This window comes from Burkholderia sp. IDO3, from assembly GCF_003366075.1.
Lineage (GTDB): Bacteria > Pseudomonadota > Gammaproteobacteria > Burkholderiales > Burkholderiaceae > Burkholderia > Burkholderia anthina.
Map to the genome: position 1 here is coordinate 216,093 of NZ_CP028964.1, position 17,381 is coordinate 233,473.

Annotated in this window: 13 protein-coding genes; 8 read left to right on the forward strand and 5 right to left on the reverse strand. The window is 68.7% G+C overall.

Translation table 11 applies throughout. The annotated features are described in order from the left end of the window. Positions 1–4: 4 nt before the first annotated feature. Positions 5–1,009, reverse strand: a complete 1,005-nt coding sequence (locus tag DCN14_RS32615; protein WP_096505818.1) for an AraC family transcriptional regulator — start codon at positions 1,007–1,009, stop codon at positions 5–7. Positions 1,010–1,144: 135 nt separating this feature from the next. On the opposite strand from DCN14_RS32615, the gene DCN14_RS32625 reads away from it, so the two are divergent. From DCN14_RS32625 to DCN14_RS32635, 3 genes are read left to right on the forward strand one after another with little or no spacing between them, the layout of a single operon-like run. Then, on the forward strand, positions 1,145–2,818 hold the full coding sequence (locus tag DCN14_RS32625) for an acyl-CoA synthetase (RefSeq protein WP_096505820.1): 1,674 nt from the start codon (positions 1,145–1,147) through the stop codon (positions 2,816–2,818). A gap of 20 nt (positions 2,819–2,838) precedes the next feature. Further along, entirely contained in the window at positions 2,839–3,606 is a 768-nt protein-coding gene (locus tag DCN14_RS32630) for a 3-hydroxyacyl-CoA dehydrogenase (RefSeq protein WP_096505822.1), read from the forward strand. Positions 3,607–3,624: 18 nt separating this feature from the next. Next, positions 3,625–4,815, forward strand: a complete 1,191-nt coding sequence (locus DCN14_RS32635; protein ID WP_096505824.1) for an acetyl-CoA C-acetyltransferase — start codon at positions 3,625–3,627, stop codon at positions 4,813–4,815. 142 nt (positions 4,816–4,957) lie between these two features. Here the strand turns inward: DCN14_RS32635 and DCN14_RS32640 are convergent, their stop codons facing one another. Beyond that, a complete protein-coding gene (locus tag DCN14_RS32640; protein WP_096505826.1) occupies positions 4,958–5,650 on the reverse strand; it encodes a TetR/AcrR family transcriptional regulator in 693 nt (230 codons plus the stop codon). Positions 5,651–6,014: 364 nt separating this feature from the next. Between DCN14_RS32640 and DCN14_RS32650 the strand changes: the two genes are divergently transcribed. The 5 genes from DCN14_RS32650 to hydA all read left to right on the forward strand — a co-directional run bounded on the left by DCN14_RS32650 (position 6,015) and on the right by hydA (position 13,282). Next, positions 6,015–7,295, forward strand: coding sequence for a Zn-dependent hydrolase (locus DCN14_RS32650; RefSeq protein WP_096505828.1), 1,281 nt, complete (start codon positions 6,015–6,017; stop codon positions 7,293–7,295). Positions 7,296–7,424: 129 nt separating this feature from the next. Beyond that, entirely contained in the window at positions 7,425–8,762 is a 1,338-nt protein-coding gene (locus tag DCN14_RS32655) for an NAD(P)-dependent oxidoreductase (protein ID WP_096505830.1), read from the forward strand. Between the two features lie 73 nt (positions 8,763–8,835). Further along, positions 8,836–10,143, forward strand: a complete 1,308-nt coding sequence (gene preA, locus DCN14_RS32660) for an NAD-dependent dihydropyrimidine dehydrogenase subunit PreA (RefSeq protein WP_096506094.1) — start codon at positions 8,836–8,838, stop codon at positions 10,141–10,143. A gap of 99 nt (positions 10,144–10,242) precedes the next feature. After that, positions 10,243–11,751, forward strand: coding sequence for an NCS1 family nucleobase:cation symporter-1 (locus DCN14_RS32665; RefSeq protein ID WP_096505832.1), 1,509 nt, complete (start codon positions 10,243–10,245; stop codon positions 11,749–11,751). Positions 11,752–11,824: 73 nt separating this feature from the next. Beyond that, positions 11,825–13,282: a dihydropyrimidinase gene (gene hydA, locus DCN14_RS32670; protein WP_096505834.1), complete on the forward strand. Its 1,458-nt coding sequence runs from the start codon at positions 11,825–11,827 to the stop codon at positions 13,280–13,282. 72 nt (positions 13,283–13,354) lie between these two features. Here the strand turns inward: hydA and DCN14_RS32675 are convergent, their stop codons facing one another. The 3 genes from DCN14_RS32675 to DCN14_RS32685 form a co-directional block, all read right to left on the reverse strand. Continuing rightward, positions 13,355–14,476, reverse strand: coding sequence for an aromatic ring-hydroxylating dioxygenase subunit alpha (locus tag DCN14_RS32675; RefSeq protein WP_096505836.1), 1,122 nt, complete (start codon positions 14,474–14,476; stop codon positions 13,355–13,357). A gap of 199 nt (positions 14,477–14,675) precedes the next feature. Then, positions 14,676–15,419: a peptide-methionine (S)-S-oxide reductase MsrA gene (gene msrA / locus DCN14_RS32680; RefSeq protein ID WP_096505838.1), complete on the reverse strand. Its 744-nt coding sequence runs from the start codon at positions 15,417–15,419 to the stop codon at positions 14,676–14,678. Between the two features lie 54 nt (positions 15,420–15,473). Next, positions 15,474–17,372, reverse strand: coding sequence for a cytochrome c biogenesis protein DipZ (locus DCN14_RS32685; protein WP_096505840.1), 1,899 nt, complete (start codon positions 17,370–17,372; stop codon positions 15,474–15,476). Between the last annotated feature and the right edge of the window lie 9 nt (positions 17,373–17,381).

The following is a 17,381-nucleotide window of genomic DNA, read 5'->3' on the forward strand; positions in this document are numbered from 1 at the left end:
GGCGTCAATGCTCCGGCTGCGCCGCATTGACGTCGCGGCGAAACGCGCCCGGGCTCGTGCCCGTCCATTTCCGGAACGCGCGGTGAAACGCGCTGGGCTCGGTGAAACCGAGCTCGGCCGCGATTTCCGCGACACTGAGCGTGTGCCCGCGCAGCAGCGACTGGGCGAGCGCGCCACGCAGTTCGTCCTTGATCGACGCGAAGCTCTGCCCCTCGCTGCGCAAACGTCGACGCAGCGTCGCGGGCGTCGTGCCGAGGCGGACGGCCAGCGTATCGAAATCCGGCCACTCGGCGGCCGGCCGCGCCTTCAGGTGCGCGCGCGTCTTCGCGACCCAGCCGGTGTCGTGCCGGTAGCGGACCAGCAGATTGCCGGGCGCGCCGCGCAGGAACGTCCTCAGCGCCTGCGCGGAGCGGATCGTCGGCAGCGCGAGGTATGCGGCGTTGAAGGCGAGCCGGCTGTCGGGGCGGTCGAAATGCACCGGCACGCCGAAGAACTGGTGGTAATCGCTGCGCTGATCGGGGCTCGGGCATGCGAAATCGATGCGCTGCAGCGGAATGCGGCGCCCGATCAGCCAGCACGCGACGCCGAGCAGGATCAGCCAGAACGTCCGGTAAGCGAACGCCGAATACGGTGCGCCCGACTGCGTCAGGACGATCTGCGCCTGCCCGTCGGCGACGACGAGTTCGCCGCGCGGCTCGTCGAGCACCACGCGCAGGAACTGCAGCGCGCGCCGCAGCGCCTTCTCGAGCGTGCCCGCATGCAGTACGGCATGGCAGAGCAGCGTGAAGCTGCCGCGCCGCATCGGGCGGGCGGCGAGGCCGAAGAATTCGTCGTCGATCGTGCCGGCGATCGCGAGCCACAGCCGGCCGTACTGTTGCGGCGTGACGGGCTCGCGCACGGTGTCCGGCAAGCCCGCGGCGCGCAGCACGGGGCCGACCGGAATCCGTTGCCGGCGCAGGCTCTCGAGCGCATCGTCGACGAAATCCGGCGAGATCATCTGCGGCCCCATTTTTCGTGCCCTCCTGACATGGCAAAAGCGATCACGATTCTAGATTCTGTTTGTCATTGATTGCAATGTGACGGCTGTCTACCATCATCGATATACCGCCGGTTCGCCGACGGTCATAACGAACAGGAGACACGCATGCGTGATGGAGCAAACGCCCGGGTGGTGCCGGCCTACGCCGACGCCGTGGCCGGCTTCCGTATCGAGACCGCCGCAACGCAGTTGCACGGCGACCTGGAGCGGGGCCTGAACGCATGCGTCGAATGCTGCGACCGGCATGCAGCGGCGGACGCGAACGCGATCGCGCTCGACTGGATCGACGCCGGCGGCCAGCACCGCAGCTTCACGTTTGTGCAGATGCAGGCGCTGTCGGCGCGCGTCGCGAACCTGCTGGTCGCGCAGGGCGTGAAGCCGGGCGACGTGGTGGCCGGCCTGTTGCCGCGTACGCCCGAGCTCGTCGCGACGATTCTCGGCACGTGGCGCGCGGGCGCCGTCTATCAGCCGCTGTTCACCGCATTCGGCCCGAAGGCGATCGAGCACCGGCTGCGCATGAGCGATGCGCGGCTGGTCGTGACCAACGTCGCGAATCGCGCGAAGCTCGACGAGATCGCCGATTGTCCCCGGGTCGCGACGGTGCGCGAGCCCGGCGACGCGCTGCCGGCCGGCGACATCGATTTCCGCGCGGCGCTGGATGCGCAGTCCGACACGTTCGAACCGGTGCTGCGCAAGGGCGCCGACCTGTTCATGATGATGTCGACGTCGGGCACGACGGGCTTGCCGAAGGGCGTGCCGGTGCCGCTGCGCGCGCTGCTCGCGTTCGGCGCGTACATGCGCGATGCGGTCGACCTGCGCGAAGGCGACCGCTTCTGGAATATCGCCGATCCGGGCTGGGCCTACGGTCTTTATTACGCGATCACCGGCCCGCTGCTGCTCGGCCATGCGACGACGCTGTACGAAGGCGGCTTCACCGTCGACAGCACCTACGACGTGATCGAACGGCTCGGCATCACGAGCCTCGCCGGCTCGCCGACCGCGTACCGGATGCTGATGGCGGCCGGCAGCGACGCGGCGGCGCGCCTGAAAGGGGCGTTGCGCGTCGTCAGCAGCGCGGGCGAGCCGCTGAATCCGGAAGTCGTGCGCTGGTTCGACGCGGCGCTCGGCGCGCCGATCTACGACCACTACGGCCAGACCGAACTCGGGATGGTCGTGAACAATCATCACGGGCTCGCGCACGTCGTCCATGCCGGTTCGGCCGGCTTCGCGATGCCCGGCTACCGTGTCGCGGTGCTCGACGACGCAGGCCGCGAGCTCGGCCCCGGCGAGCCCGGCAACCTCGCGATCGACATCGCGCGCTCGCCGCTGCTATGGTTCCACGGCTACTGGCAGCAGGACACGCCGGCGATCGCGGGCGGCTACTACCGGACCGGCGACAACGTCGAGCTGGAGCCGGACGGCACCGTGAGCTTCATCGGCCGCGCGGATGACGTGATCACGTCGTCCGGCTACCGGATCGGCCCGTTCGACGTGGAAAGCGCGCTGATCGAGCATCCTGCCGTGAGCGAGGCCGCCGTGATCGGCGTGCCGGACCCGGAGCGCACGGAGATCGTCAAGGCGTACGTCGTGCTGTCGAAGGGCGTCGAAGGCACGCCCGCGCTGGCCGACGAACTGAGTCAGCACGTGAAGCGGCGGCTGTCCGCGCACGCCTATCCGCGCGCGATCGACTTCGTCGACGCGCTGCCGAAAACCCCGAGCGGCAAGATCCAGCGCTTCGTGCTGCGCAAGATGGAAGCCGAGAAGGCCGTTCAATCCTGAATACTGAATACGGACTGCGAATGAATATCAAGGATCGCGTTTTTCTGATTACGGGCGCCGGTTCGGGCCTGGGTGCCGCGGTCGCGCGGATGGTGGTCGCCGAAGGCGGCAAGGCCGTGCTGCTGGACGTCAATGAAGACGCCGGCGCGAGCCTCGCGCATGAACTCGGCGCGGCCGCGCGCTTCGTGAAGACCGACGTGACGAGCGACGCCGAAGGGCAGGCGGCCGTCGCCGCCGCGCGCGACGCGTTCGGCCGGATCGATGCGCTCGTGAATTGCGCGGGCGTCGCGCCGGGCGAGAAAGTGGTCGGCCGCGAAGGTCCGCATGCGCTCGACCGCTTCGCGCGCGCGGTGTCGATCAACCTGATCGGCACGTTCAACATGATCCGGCTGGCGGCCGACGCGATGTCGAAGCAGGACGCGAACGCGGAAGGCGAGCGCGGCGTGATCGTCAATACCGCGTCGGTCGCGGCGTTCGACGGGCAGATCGGACAGGCCGCCTATGCGGCATCGAAGAGCGGTGTGGTGGGCATGACGCTGCCGATCGCGCGCGAACTCGCGCGGTTCGGCATTCGCGTGGTGACGATCGCGCCGGGCATTTTCGCGACGCCGATGATGAGCGGCATGCCGCAGGACGTGCAGGATGCGCTCGGCAAGAGCGTACCGTTCCCGCCGCGGCTCGGCCGCCCGGACGAATTTGCGGCGCTGGTGCGCCACATCGCCGAGAATACGATGCTGAACGGCGAGGTCATCCGTCTCGATGGCGCGCTGCGCATGGCACCGCGCTGACACTGGAGGAAATCAATCATGACGACACAGGATCCGATCGTAATCGTTGGGGCGGCACGCACGCCGATGGGCGGTTTCCAGGGCGACCTGGCCGCTGCCAGCGCAAGCGACCTCGGCGCGGTGGCGATCCGCGCGGCACTCGAGCGCGCGAACGTACCGGCCGAGCGCATCGATGAAATCGTGTTCGGCTGCGTGCTGCCGGCCGGTCAGGGGCAGGCGCCCGCACGGCAGGCCGCGCTGAAGGCCGGGTTGCCGCTGGGCGCGGGCGCGACGACGGTCAACAAGATGTGCGGCTCCGGCATGAAGGCCGCGATGTTCGCGCACGACCTGCTGCTGGCCGGCTCGGCGGACGTCGCCGTCGCGGGCGGGATGGAGAGCATGTCGAATGCGCCGTATCTGCTGCCGAAGGCGCGTGCGGGGATGCGCATGGGGCACGGCCAGGTGCTCGACCACATGTTCCTCGACGGGCTGGAGGATGCGTACGACAAGGGCCGGCTGATGGGCACCTTCGCCGAGGATTGCGCGCAGGCCTACCAGTTCACGCGGGAGGAGCAGGATGCGTTCGCGATCACGTCGCTGACGCGCGCGCAACGCGCGATCGCGGAAGGGCGTTTCGTGTCGGAGATCGCACCGGTGACGGTGAAGGCCGGCAAGACGGAAGCCGTCGTGTCGATCGACGAGCAGCCGGGCAACGCGAAGCTCGACAAGATTCCGACGCTCAGGCCGGCGTTCCGCGAAGGCGGTACGGTGACGGCGGCGAACTCGTCGTCGATTTCGGACGGCGCGGCCGCGCTCGTGATGATGCGTCGCTCGGAAGCGGAACGGCTCGGTCTCACGCCGAAAGCCGTGATCGTCGGGCATTCGACCTACGCGAACAAGCCCGGCCTGTTTGCGACGGCGCCGATTGGCGCGATCCGCAAGCTGTCGGAAAAAACCGGCTGGAACCTGCGCGACGTCGACCTGTTCGAGATCAACGAAGCGTTCGCGGTGGTCGCGATGGCCGCGATGCGCGATCTCGACCTGCCGCACGACAAGGTCAATGTGCACGGCGGCGCGTGTGCGCTCGGACATCCGATCGGCGCATCGGGTGCGCGCGTGATGGTGACGCTGCTGGCCGCGCTCGAAGCGTATGGTCAGAAGCGCGGCGTCGCGTCGCTGTGTATCGGCGGCGGCGAGGCGACGGCGATCGCGATCGAACGCATCGGCTGACGCGAACGCACGACGCCAACGCATCGTGCGCGATACGGCCGGCACGCCGTATCGCGACGCGGGCGGCGGGCGGCGGGCATTGCGCAGGGTCTTCCTGCGTCGTGCTCGCCGCCCGTTTTGTCTTTCGGGGATGGCGCGCGCGTTACGCGTTCGCGTTCGGCGACACCGCGCCGCATGCGCGGATCACGAGCTGCACGACCTGCTCGGTCTTCTCGTCGAACCCCTTCTGCGTGAACGCACGCTTGCCGCTCAGCGCGCGGATTTGCGCATCGAAATCCGCATAGTGCTGCGTGGTCGCCCACACGAGGTACAGCAACGCGTGCGCATCGACCGGCGCGAGCAAGCCGCGCGCGATCCAGCCTTCGACCACGGCCACGCGCTTGTCGAACCACGGCTTCACGCGTTCCGACAGGATGTCCTGCATGTGCGTCGCACCGTGGATGATCTCGTTGGCCCACACCTTCGAGCCGAGCGGGCGGCGGCGCGACAGATCCATCTTCGCGCGCACGTAGCTGGCGATCGCCTCCACCGGATCGTCGCCGTCCTCGAACGATCCGGCCGCGTGGTGCCAGTCTTCGAACAGATCGTCGAGCACGCGGCGATACAGCGCGAGCTTGGTCGGGAAGTAGTAATGCAGGTTCGCTTTCGGCAGGCCCGCGCGTTCGGCGATCATCGCGGTGCTCGCGCCGTCGAGCCCGCGCTCCGCGAATACGGCTTCCGCACAGGCGAGCAAATGCGCTTCGTTGGACTCGCGGATGTGTGCCTTGCGTCGCCGCAAAGGCGTGTGCGTTTCGTCGGAGCCGGCCGCTTCGGCGCCCGCTTTGTCATGTCTCATCGTTGCCCTCGCGCGGCGTGCATGCCGCGTTGGGCTTCATTCTAGCCGCTCGTCTGCGTTGAGCGCACGCGCTTGCATCACGGCAGTGCGCGCCATGCTGCGATGCGGTGGCACGTTTCTCGCTCGGCGAGACCCGCGAAAGAAAGACATTGCATTGCACATTTTGATCGTCTAAAACCTGTCCAATCGGACAGGATTCGACGCGTGACGGAATCGAGTGCCAATGTCTTCGCCGCTCGATCGGACGCATGACGCGAACGATGCGCACATGCACATTGCGTGTGCGGGTTTGCCCCGACAGAAGCAATGCGTGCACCGGCATCGACCGGGATGACGACATGACGACCCCACAGGAGCGATACGAATGAACGCGGTATCGGAAACAGTGAAACGGGCAGCATTCGACACGTCGATCAAGGTCGACGGCAAGCGGTTGTGGGACAGCCTGATGGAGGTGGCGAAGATCGGCGCGACGCCGAAGGGCGGTGTCTGCCGCCTCGCGCTGACCGATCTCGACAAGGCAGGGCGCGACCTGATCGTCGGCTGGGCGAAGGCCGCCGGCTGCACGGTGACGGTCGATACGATGGGCAACGTGTTCATGCGCCGCGCGGGCCGCGTGGCCGATGCGGCACCGGTCGTCACCGGCTCGCACGCGGATTCGCAGCCGACGGGCGGCCGGTTCGACGGCATCTACGGCGTGCTGGGCGGTCTCGAAGTGATTCGCAGTCTGAACGATCACGGCATCGAGACCGAGCATCCGGTCGAGGTCGTGATCTGGACCAACGAAGAAGGATCGCGCTTCGCGCCGGCGATGGTCGCATCGGGCGTGTTCGCGGGCGTGTTCCCGCTCGAATACGGGCTGTCGCGCAAGGACGTCGACGGCAAGACGATCGGCGAGGAACTCGCTCGCATCGGTTATGCGGGCGACGTGCCGTGCGGCGGGCGCAAGCTGCATGCGGCGTTCGAGCTGCATATCGAGCAGGGGCCGATTCTCGAAGCGGAGTGCAAGACGATCGGCGTCGTGACCGATGCGCAGGGGCAGCGCTGGTACGAGATCACGTTCACCGGGCAGGAAGCGCATGCGGGCCCGACGCCGATGCCGCGTCGCCGCGACGCGTTGCTCGGCGCGTCGCGCGTGGTCGATCTCGTGAACCGGATCGGTCTCGATCACGCGCCGTTCGGTTGCGCGACGGTCGGCATGATGCAGGTGCACCCGAACTCGCGCAACGTGATCCCGGGCCGCGTGTTCTTCACCGTCGATTTCCGGCATCCGGACGACGCCGTGCTCGCGCGGATGGACGCCGCGCTGCGCGACGGCGTCGCGCGCATCGCCGCCGCTATCGGGCTCGAAACCGAGCTCGAGCAGATTTTCTACTACGAGCCCGTCGCATTCGATCCGGCCTGCGTGGCGGCCGTGCGTGCCGCGGCCGACCGCTTCGGCTACTCGCATCGCGACATCGTGTCGGGCGCGGGCCACGACGCATGCTATCTGGCGCAGGTCGCGCCGACGTCGATGGTGTTCGTGCCATGCGTCGACGGCATCAGCCACAACGAGATCGAGGACGCGACGCCTGCATGGATCGAGTCCGGCGCGAACGTGCTGCTGCACGCGATGCTGTCGCGCGCATGCGAGCCGGCTTCATGACGCATCGCACGTAACGCAGCCAGGAGGCTGCCCGGCATCAGACCGTAGCATTCCTTATAAAAACCGCCCCGACTGTGCATCCGCAGCCGGCGGGGACGGCTTTGTCTCCACCCAGTCGAAGGAACGCGTATGACCACCAAGCCAACCGGCGATATCGCCGCGCATCGCCTGTCGTCCACGCAACTCTCGTGCGAATTCGCCGACATCGCGCCGCTGCTCGATCCGACTGCCGCGGCGGCCGCTGCCAGCCGCTGCCACTACTGCTACGACGCGCCCTGCGTGCAGGCGTGCCCGACGCAGATCGACATCCCGAGCTTCATCCGCAAGATCGGCAACGGCAACCTGAAAGGGGCGGCGATGGACATCCTGTCGGCGAATCCGCTCGGCGGGATGTGCGCGCGGGTCTGTCCGACCGAGATCCTGTGCGAAGGCGCCTGCGTGCGCAATCATCAGGATGCGCAGCCGGTTGCGATCGGCGCGCTGCAGCGGCACGCGACCGACTGGGCGATGGCGACCGGCGCGGTACGCTTCACGCGCGCACCCGATACGGGGCGGCATGTCGCCGTGGTCGGTGCGGGGCCGGCCGGGCTTGCATGCGCGCACCGGCTCGCGCTTGCCGGCCATCGCGTCACGCTGTTCGACGCGCGGCCGAAGGCGGGCGGCTTGAATGAATACGGGATCGCCGCATACAAGACCGTCGACGATTTCGCGCAGCGCGAAGTCGAGTGGCTGCTGTCGGTCGGCGGCATCACGCTGGAGACCGGCGTCGCACTCGGACGCGACGTGACGCTCGACGCGCTGCGCGAGCGGCACGACGCGGTGTTTCTCGCGATGGGCCTGGGCGGGGTGCGTACGCTCGCGATCGACGGCGAACAACTGGACGGCGTGATGAACGCGGTCGACTTCATCGAGCGGGTGCGGCAGGCCGACGCTTTGGAGAATGTGCCGGTCGGGCGGCGCGTGGTCGTGATCGGCGGCGGCAATACCGCGATCGACGCAGCCGTGCAGAGCCGCAAGCTCGGCGCGCAGCGCGTGACGATGGTGTACCGGCGCGGTGTGGAGGCGATGAGCGCGACCTGGGCCGAACGCGAGTTCGCGCAGAAAAGCGGCGTCACGCTGGTCACGCATGCGAAGCCGGTGCGTATCGCGGGCGCGGACGGGCACGTGACGGGCATCGAATTCGAGGCGGCGTCCGGCGAGCGCTTCACCGTCGACGCGGACATGGTGCTGAAGGCGATCGGCCAGACGCTGGTGCCGGACGGCGTCGACGCTGCATTGCTGACGGCGGACGGCACGCGCATCGCGGTCGATGCCGACGGCCGCATGGCGTTGCCCGACGTATGGGCCGGCGGCGACTGCGCGGCGACGGGCGGCATCGATCTGACGGTACAGGCCGTGCAGGACGGCAAGCACGCGGCCGCCGCGATCGATGCGGCGCTCGCGCAGCGCGACGCCAGGGCCGCGTGAGCGCGGCATACGCAACGGCAGCGCGCACGTCACGCGCGCCACGATAAACGTCCCCATTCTCACGGAGCCGAACATGGCCGACCTTCGCTGCACTATCGCAGGCATCACTTCGCCGAATCCCTTCTGGCTCGCTTCCGCGCCGCCGACCGACAAGGCGTACAACGTCAACCGCGCATTCGAGGCCGGCTGGGGCGGCGTCGTCTGGAAGACGCTCGGGCTCGATCCGCACGTCGTCAACGTCAGTTCGCGCTATGGCGCGGTGCAGTGGAACGGGCAGCGGATCGCCGGGCTGAACAACATCGAGCTGATCACCGATCGCCCGCTCGACGTGAACCTGAAGGAGATCGCGCAGGTGAAGCGCGACTGGCCGGACCGCGCGCTGATCGTGTCGCTGATGGTGCCGTGCAACGAGCGCGACTGGAAATGGATTCTGCCGCTGGTCGAGGATACGGGCGCCGATGCGGTCGAACTGAACTTCGGCTGCCCGCACGGGATGAGCGAGCGCGGGATGGGCGCGGCCGTCGGGCAGGTGCCGGAATACGTCGAGATGGTCACGCGCTGGGTCAAGGAGGGCACGAAGCTGCCGTGTCTCGTGAAGCTCACGCCGAACATCAGCGACATCCGGATGGGGTCGCGCGCCGCGTACAAGGGCGGCGCGGACGGCGTGTCGCTCATCAACACGATCAACTCGATCGTCGCGGTGGACCTCGACCAGATGGCGCCGATGCCGACGGTCGACGGCAAGGGCACGCATGGCGGCTATTGCGGTCCGGCGGTCAAGCCGATCGCGCTGAACATGGTCGCGGAAATCGCGCGCGACCCGGAAACGCCGAACCTGCCGATCTCCGGCATCGGCGGGATTTCGTCGTGGCGCGACGCGGCCGAATTCATGGTGCTGGGCGCCGGCAGCGTGCAGGTATGCACCGCCGCGATGCACTACGGCTTCCGGATCGTGACGGATCTGGCGGACGGACTGTCGAACTGGATGGACGAGAAGGGCTACGCGACGCTCGACGACGTGCGCGGCCGCGCGGTGCCGAACGTCACCGACTGGAAATACCTGAACCTGAAGTACGACATCAAGGCGCGCATCGACCAGGACCGCTGCATCCAGTGCGGGCTGTGCCATATCGCGTGCGAGGACACGTCGCACCAGGCGATCACGGCCGAGAAGGACGGCGTGCGGCATTTCGAAGTGGTGGATGCGGCGTGCGTCGGGTGCAATCTTTGCATGCATGTGTGTCCGGTCGAGCAATGCATCACGATGGAGCGTGTCGACGCGGGCGACTACGCGAACTGGACCACGCATCCGAACAACCCGGCGCGCGTCGATGCGGGCGCGAGCCCCGCGCAACCGGAGAAGCACGCGAAGGCGGCCTGACCGGCGGCCGGCGGCGCGGCACCGTCCGCGCCGCTGCTTGTGTTCTGTTCGGCCGGCATCGTGCGATGCCGGCGCTGACGTTTACGTGGAGCGCCCTCGATGAAACCAGCAGCGATTCCCGCCGATTCCGACAGCGCCGCGGCGCCGGCCGGCAGCCTGTACAACGACGACCTGGCGCCGACGACGGCGGCGCAGCGCACGTGGCGGTGGTATCACTTCGCGGCGTTGTGGGTCGGGATGGTGATGAACATCGCGTCGTACATGCTCGCGGCCGGGCTGATCCAGGAAGGCATGTCGCCGTGGCAGGCGGTGCTGACCGTGTTGCTCGGCAACCTGATCGTGCTCGCGCCGATGCTGCTGATCGGTCATGCCGGCGCGAAGCACGGGATTCCGTACGCGGTGCTCGTGCGCGCGTCGTTCGGCACGCAGGGCGCGAAGCTGCCCGCGCTGTTGCGCGCGATCGTCGCGTGCGGCTGGTACGGCATCCAGACCTGGCTCGGCGGCAGCGCGATCTATACGCTGCTGAACATCCTGACCGGCAACGCGCTGCACGGCGCGGCGCTGCCGATCGCCGGCATTTCGCTCGGGCAGCTCGCATGCTTCCTGGTGTTCTGGGCGCTGCAGCTTTACTTCATCCTGCACGGCACCGATTCGATCCGCTGGCTCGAAAGCTGGTCCGCGCCGATCAAGGTCGTGATGTGCGTCGCGCTCGTGTGGTGGGCGACGTCGCAGGCGGGCGGCGTGGGCTCGATGCTGTCGGCGCCGTCGCAGTTCGCGGCGGGCGGCAAGAAGGCCGGGCTGTTCTGGGCGACGTTCTGGCCGGGCCTGACCGCGATGGTCGGCTTCTGGGCGACGCTCGCGCTGAACATCCCCGACTTCACGCGCTTCGCGCATTCGCAGCGCGACCAGATCATCGGACAGTCGATCGGGCTGCCGCTGCCGATGGCGCTGCTGTCGGTGGTGTCGGTCGTCGTGACGTCGGCCACCGTGGTGATCTACGGCAACGCGATCTGGGATCCGATCGACCTGACGAGCCGGATGACCGGCATCGGTGTCGGCATCGCGCTGGTGATCCTCACGCTCGACACGATGTGCTGCAACCTCGCGGCGAACCTGGTCGGCCCCGCGTACGACTTCTCGAGCCTGTGGCCGAAGGCGATCTCGTATCGCACGGGCGGCCTGATCACCGCGACGATCGCGATCGTGATGATGCCGTGGAAGATCCTCGCCACGACCGACGGCTACATCTTCACCTGGCTCGTCGGGTACTCGGCGCTGCTCGGGCCGGTCGCGGGGATTTTGATGGTCGACTACTTCCTGATTCGCGGCACGCGGCTCGACACGCGCGCGCTGTTCGACGAGCGCGGCGGCTTCAGCTATACGCGCGGCTGGAACCCGGCCGCGCTGGTCGCGCTCGCGGTCGGCGTGCTGCCGAACCTGCCCGGCTTCCTGCACACGGCATTTCCGGCATCGTTCGCGAACGTGCCGGCGTTCTTCAACACGCTTTACACATATGCGTGGTTCGTCGGCCTCGTGCTGGCGTCCGGCGTGTACGGCACCTGGATGAAGTGGCGCGCCGGACAGCGCGCGCAGATCGCGAGCGCCTGATGCACCCGATGCGCGGACATAACCGGCATCGGCGCCGCATGCGGCACCCGACAGTCAACGAGGAGGCAACGAAATGGCAATCCTGATTCGCGGCGGCACCGTGGTCGATGCAGACCGGACCTATCGTGCGGACATCCTGTGTGCCGACCCGCAGGACGGCGGCACGATCCTGCAGATCGCGGAGAAGATCGACGCGCCGGCCGGCGCGAGCATCGTCGACGCGCACGACCAGTACGTGATGCCGGGCGGCATCGATCCGCATACGCACATGGAACTGCCGTTCATGGGCACGACGGCGAGCGACGATTTCTACTCGGGTACGGCAGCCGGCCTGTCGGGCGGCACGACGAGCATCATCGACTTCGTGATCCCGAGCCCGAAGCAGCCGCTGATGGATGCGTTCCGCGAGTGGCGCGGCTGGGCCGAGAAGGCGGCGGCCGATTACGGTTTCCATGTGGCCGTCACGTGGTGGGACGAATCGGTGCACCGCGACATGGGCACGCTCGTGCGCGAGCACGGCGTGTCGAGCTTCAAGCACTTCATGGCGTACAAGAACGCGATCATGGCCGACGACGAGATCCTCGTGAACAGCTTCTCGCGTTCGCTCGAGCTCGGCGCGCTGCCAACCGTGCACGCGGAAAACGGCGAGCTCGTGTTCCAGCTGCAAAAGGCGCTGCTCGCGCGCGGGATGACGGGGCCGGAAGCGCATCCGCTGTCGCGTCCGCCCGAGGTCGAAGGCGAGGCCGCGAACCGTGCGATCCGCATTGCGCAAGTGCTCGGCGTGCCCGTGTATATCGTGCACGTATCGGCGAAGGATGCGGTCGATGCGATCTCGCGCGCGCGCAGCGAAGGACTGCGCGTGTTCGGCGAGGTGCTGCCGGGCCATCTGGTGATCGACGAGGCGGTGTATCGCGACCCGGACTGGACGCGCGCGGCCGCGCACGTGATGAGCCCGCCGTTCCGCTCGGCCGAACATCGCGAGGCGCTGTGGCGCGGGCTGCAGGCAGGGCAGCTGCATACGACGGCGACCGATCACTGCGTGTTCTGCGCATCGCAGAAGGCGATGGGTCGCGAGGACTTCACGAAGATCCCGAACGGCTGCGGCGGCGTCGAGGACCGCATGTCGGTGCTGTGGCATCACGGCGTGAACCACGGCCGCATCACGCCGAACGAGTTCGTGCGGATCACGTCGACCAATGCCGCGCAGATCTTCAACCTGTATCCGCGCAAGGGGGCCGTGCAGGTCGGGGCCGACGCCGATCTGGTCGTGTGGGATCCGGCCGCGACGAAGACGATCTCGGTGAAGACCCATCACCAGCAGGTCGACTTCAACGTGTTCGAAGGGATGACGGTGCAGGGCGTCGCGACGCACACGCTCACGCGTGGAGCGCTCGCGTGGGCCGACGGCGAGCTGCGTGCGCAGCGCGGGGCCGGCCGCTACCTGAAGCGGCCGCCTGCCGCCGGCTACTACGAGGCCGCGCGCATCGCGAACCGGCTGCGCGAGCCGCACCCGGTCGAGCGGGCCGGCTAAGCGGGCCGGCTGCGCGGGCTCGGTCGAGCGAGCCCGTCAAGCGGCCGCCGGGCGGGCGCGTTCGTTGCGATGTCAACGAGCGTCGCCCGCGCCTGTCTGGTGGATCGGGATCACCGTGCGCGCGCCGCATTCGCGCAGCAGGTCGCGCAGTTCGTTGATGACCGGAAACACCTCGTGGTTCCAGTCGGCGCCCTGCCGGTCGTGCGCTTCCTGCTCGCGTTCGACGATCCAGCGATCCTCGCGGAAGATCCGCTCGGTGAACCAGACGAGCAGCGGCCACGCGAGATCGAGCGCGAACGGGATGCCCGGCTTGTGGATCGACAGCAGTCCGAACGTACGATTGGTACGCTGCGCCGCGTCGAGCGGCACGTAGACGATCCACAGGTCCATCACGAGCGTGCCTTCGCTCGAGCGGATCTGCAGCGTCTGGTACGGGTAGCCCGTGCGGACCGTCATCACGCTCTTGTTGGCCTGGTCGCCGGGCTTCTTGCTCGAACCGAACACGAGCGCCTCGCCGACCGGCTGCTTGCCTTCCATCCGCGCGAACGTGTAGTCGACCTCGACCCAGTCGTCGCCGCGGCGGCGGCCGACGCTGCGCGCGCGCATCTGTCCCATCTGCTTGCGATGCAGGAACTGATGGTTCATGTCCATCAGATTCTCGTGCATGAACGAGTAGTGGCACTTGACCTCGCGGCCGAAACGGCGTGTCTTGTATGCGGGATCGTCCGCCGATTCGAGTGCGGGAAACGGGCGCTCGCCGGCGAGCGTCGCGTCGCCGGGGAAGACGAAGATCAGCCCGTGCGCTTCGCGGCACGGGTATGCGCGCACGCCGTTGGGCAGGCGATCGCGGCCGAGATACGGGACGTCGACGCAGTGGCCGCTGTCGCACGCGTAGGTCCAGCCGTGGTAGCAGCACCGCAGCGTTTCGCCGGTCACGACGCCCGCATGCAACGGCACCTGGCGGTGCGCGCAACGATCTTCGAGCGCATACACGGCGCCGGATTCGGTGCGGACGAGCACGATCGGGTCGCCGGCGAAATGCACGCCGAGCGTCTTGCCGCGCTTGAGTTCGCGCGACCACGCGAGCGGATACCAGTGATCGGGATGGATCGGCACGCGGCGCAGGTCGCGCACGACCGTGCCGGTGGACGGTTGTTCGAGGGTGCCGCTGTCAGACAAAGGCACTGCGCGCATGCGTGACGCCTCCTGGCTCGACTGGGGTTCCGAGCACCGCGAAACGCGGCGGGAATCTGAAGCAGTCTACGCGAAGTTGGCGTGCCAAGCGGGTGCGATACGGGTATGCCCGGTCGGCGCGGCGCGGGTTTCCTTGATGCAGCGCAAACCAGGGCGGCGGCGCGGGGTGCTCGAGCCGCGCCGCCCGCCCGGCACGCCGTCACATCCGCGCATCGCGCCACAGCACCGCGTCGGCGCGGTACAGCGCGGGGAAGCGCTGCTTGAGTCCGGCAACCTTCGGCAGGTCGTTGTATGCGATGTACGGCGCGTCGGGGTGCAGTTCGAGGTAGTTCTGGTGATACGCCTCGGCCGCATAGAAGCCTTTGTACGCTTCGACGCGCGTGACGACGGGCGCCGCGAATGCGTGCGCGGCGCCGAGCTGCGCGATGTACGCTGTCGCGACGGCGCGCTGCTGCGCCGTGGTCGGAAAGATCGCCGACCGGTATTGCGTGCCGTCGTCGGGGCCTTGCCGGTTGAGTTCGGTCGGGTCGTGCGCGACGGAGAAGAACACCTGCAGCAGCCGGCCGTACGTGATCTGCGTCGGGTCGTACACGATGCGTACCGATTCCGCATGGCCCGTGAGGCCGGTGCCGACGAGCGCGTAGTGCGCGGTTTCGGAGGCGCCGCCCGCGTAGCCGGCCGTGACCTGCTTCACGCCCTTCACGTGCTCGAACACGCCCTGCACGCCCCAGAAGCAGCCGCCTGCCAGCACGGCCGTTTCTTCGTGCGCCGCGCCTGGTGTTTCGTCGAGCGTCGGTGCCGGCACCGCATGCATCGGTTCCGCGGACGCGACGACGCGCTGGTAGCCGAACACGGCGGCGGCCGCGACGGCGATCGCGCCGATGCGGCGCAGCATGACCGCCCGCCGCCGCGGCGGGCAATCGCGAGTGGATGTCGGGATCATGGTTTGCTCCTTCGGAATGCGGGACGGAAGACGGCGGTCGGTCGGCGTGCGCGATCAACCGAACGTGAACGCATAGGCATCGACGCCGGGGTCGAGAAACTCGATCGAGAACGTGCGGTCGGCGATCGCGCCGGGCTGCCGGACGAGCTGGTACAGGCGCTGCCCGGTGACGGTGCCGTAGCCCTGCGCATCGACGTCGGTGCCGTGCGCGGCGCCGGGGGCCGCGCCGTCGAGCGTCACGCGAAAGCGCACCGGCTTGCCGTTCGTGCCCGGGCCGAGCACGAGGTGCAGGTCGCGCGCATGGAAGCGGTAGACGATCTTCCCGGCCGGCGCGGCGAGCGTCGCGCGCTCGGCGCCGACCTGCCACGCGCCGGCGAGGCCCCAGTCGTTCAGTTCGGGATGCGCGGGCGCGTCGTAGCGGTGCGTCGCGTCGCGCACGACGCCGCCCGGCGACGTGAAGTCGTCGGCGCGTGCATAGCCGACATAGGTTTCGGGCGAGCGCACGTCCGCGCTGTCGGCCGCCGCGAGCGCGCCCTTCGCGGGCGCGCCGGTGAGGCCGAGCGGCACGTTCAGCGCTTCGGGGTGGCCGGCTTCCGCGAGCAGCGACTGGATCGCGCGTTCCGACTGCGTGTATTCGCCTTCGCCGAAGTGGTGATGGCGGATCCGCCCTTGCGCGTCGATGAAATAGTGCGCGGGCCAGTATTCGTTGCCGAATGCGCGCCAGATCGCATAGCGGTTGTCGATCGCGACCGGGTAGTCGATGCCGAGGTCGTGCACGGCCTTCTTCACGTTGCCGATGTCGCGTTCGAACGCGAACTCCGGCGCGTGCACGCCGATCACGACGAGCCCGTACGGCGCATATTTGCGCGCCCACGCGGTCGTGTACGGCAGCGTGCGCAGGCAGTTGATGCACGAGTACGTCCAGAAATCGACGAGCACGACCTTGCCGCGCAGGCCGGCCGCCGTCAGCGGCGGCGAGTTCAGCCACTGCACGGCGCCGTCGAGCGACGGCAGCGCGCCTTCGACGGGCAGTGCGGCCGGGGCGTGCATCGCGGGTGTCGTGTCGGCCGCGCGCATCATCGCGCTGCCGGTCATTGCACCGCCCGCGGCCGGTGCGTCGCCGGACGTTGCGGCCATCATCGCGCCGCTCGCTGCGCCGCTGTTGCTGCTGCTGCCGGTGTTGTCGGCGTTGCCGGTCGCGGCCATTGCCACGGGCGCGCCGTTCGAGTGGCCGCCGAGCCGGTCGACGAGCTTCGTCTCCAGCCCGCCGGTCGTGACGGTCGACAGCTGCGCGAGCGCGCCCGTATCGAGGCCGAGCGCGATCGCCGCGACGCCGGCCAGCAGCGTCGCGCCGATGCCGCGCCGGATCCATTCGCCGGCGCCGAGCGAGCGCTTCATCGCGGCGAACACCTTGCCGCCGATCACGAGCGCGATGCCGAGCGACGTTGCCGCGCCGGCCGCGTACGCGACGAGCAGCACCGTCGTGCCGACGCTCGCGCCGCGCAGCGCGGCGCCGGTCAGCACGAGTCCGAGGATCGGGCCTGCGCACGGCGCCCACAGCAGGCCGGTGGCGACGCCGAGCAGCAGCGACGACACGGGGCCGGCCGCGCGGCCGTCGCGCTGCGCGAAGCCGGTGAGCCGGTTGCCTGCCGCGACGAGCGGGCGCGTCAGGTGTTCGGCCAGGCGCGGCAGCAGCAGCGTCAGGCCGAACAGGGCGAGCAGCGCGATGGCGAGCCAGCGGCCGGCCTGGTTGGCCTGCGCGACCCAGCCGCCGCCGACGGCGGCGAGCGTGGCGACGACGGTGAACGTGAGCGCCATGCCGACGAGCAGCGGCAGGCCGGTACGCACGAACGGCTGGTCGGCGCGCGCGAACACGAACGGCAGCACGGGCAGGATGCACGGGCTCAGGATCGTGAGCACGCCGCCGAGATAGGCGAGGACGATGAGCAGCATGGAGGCATC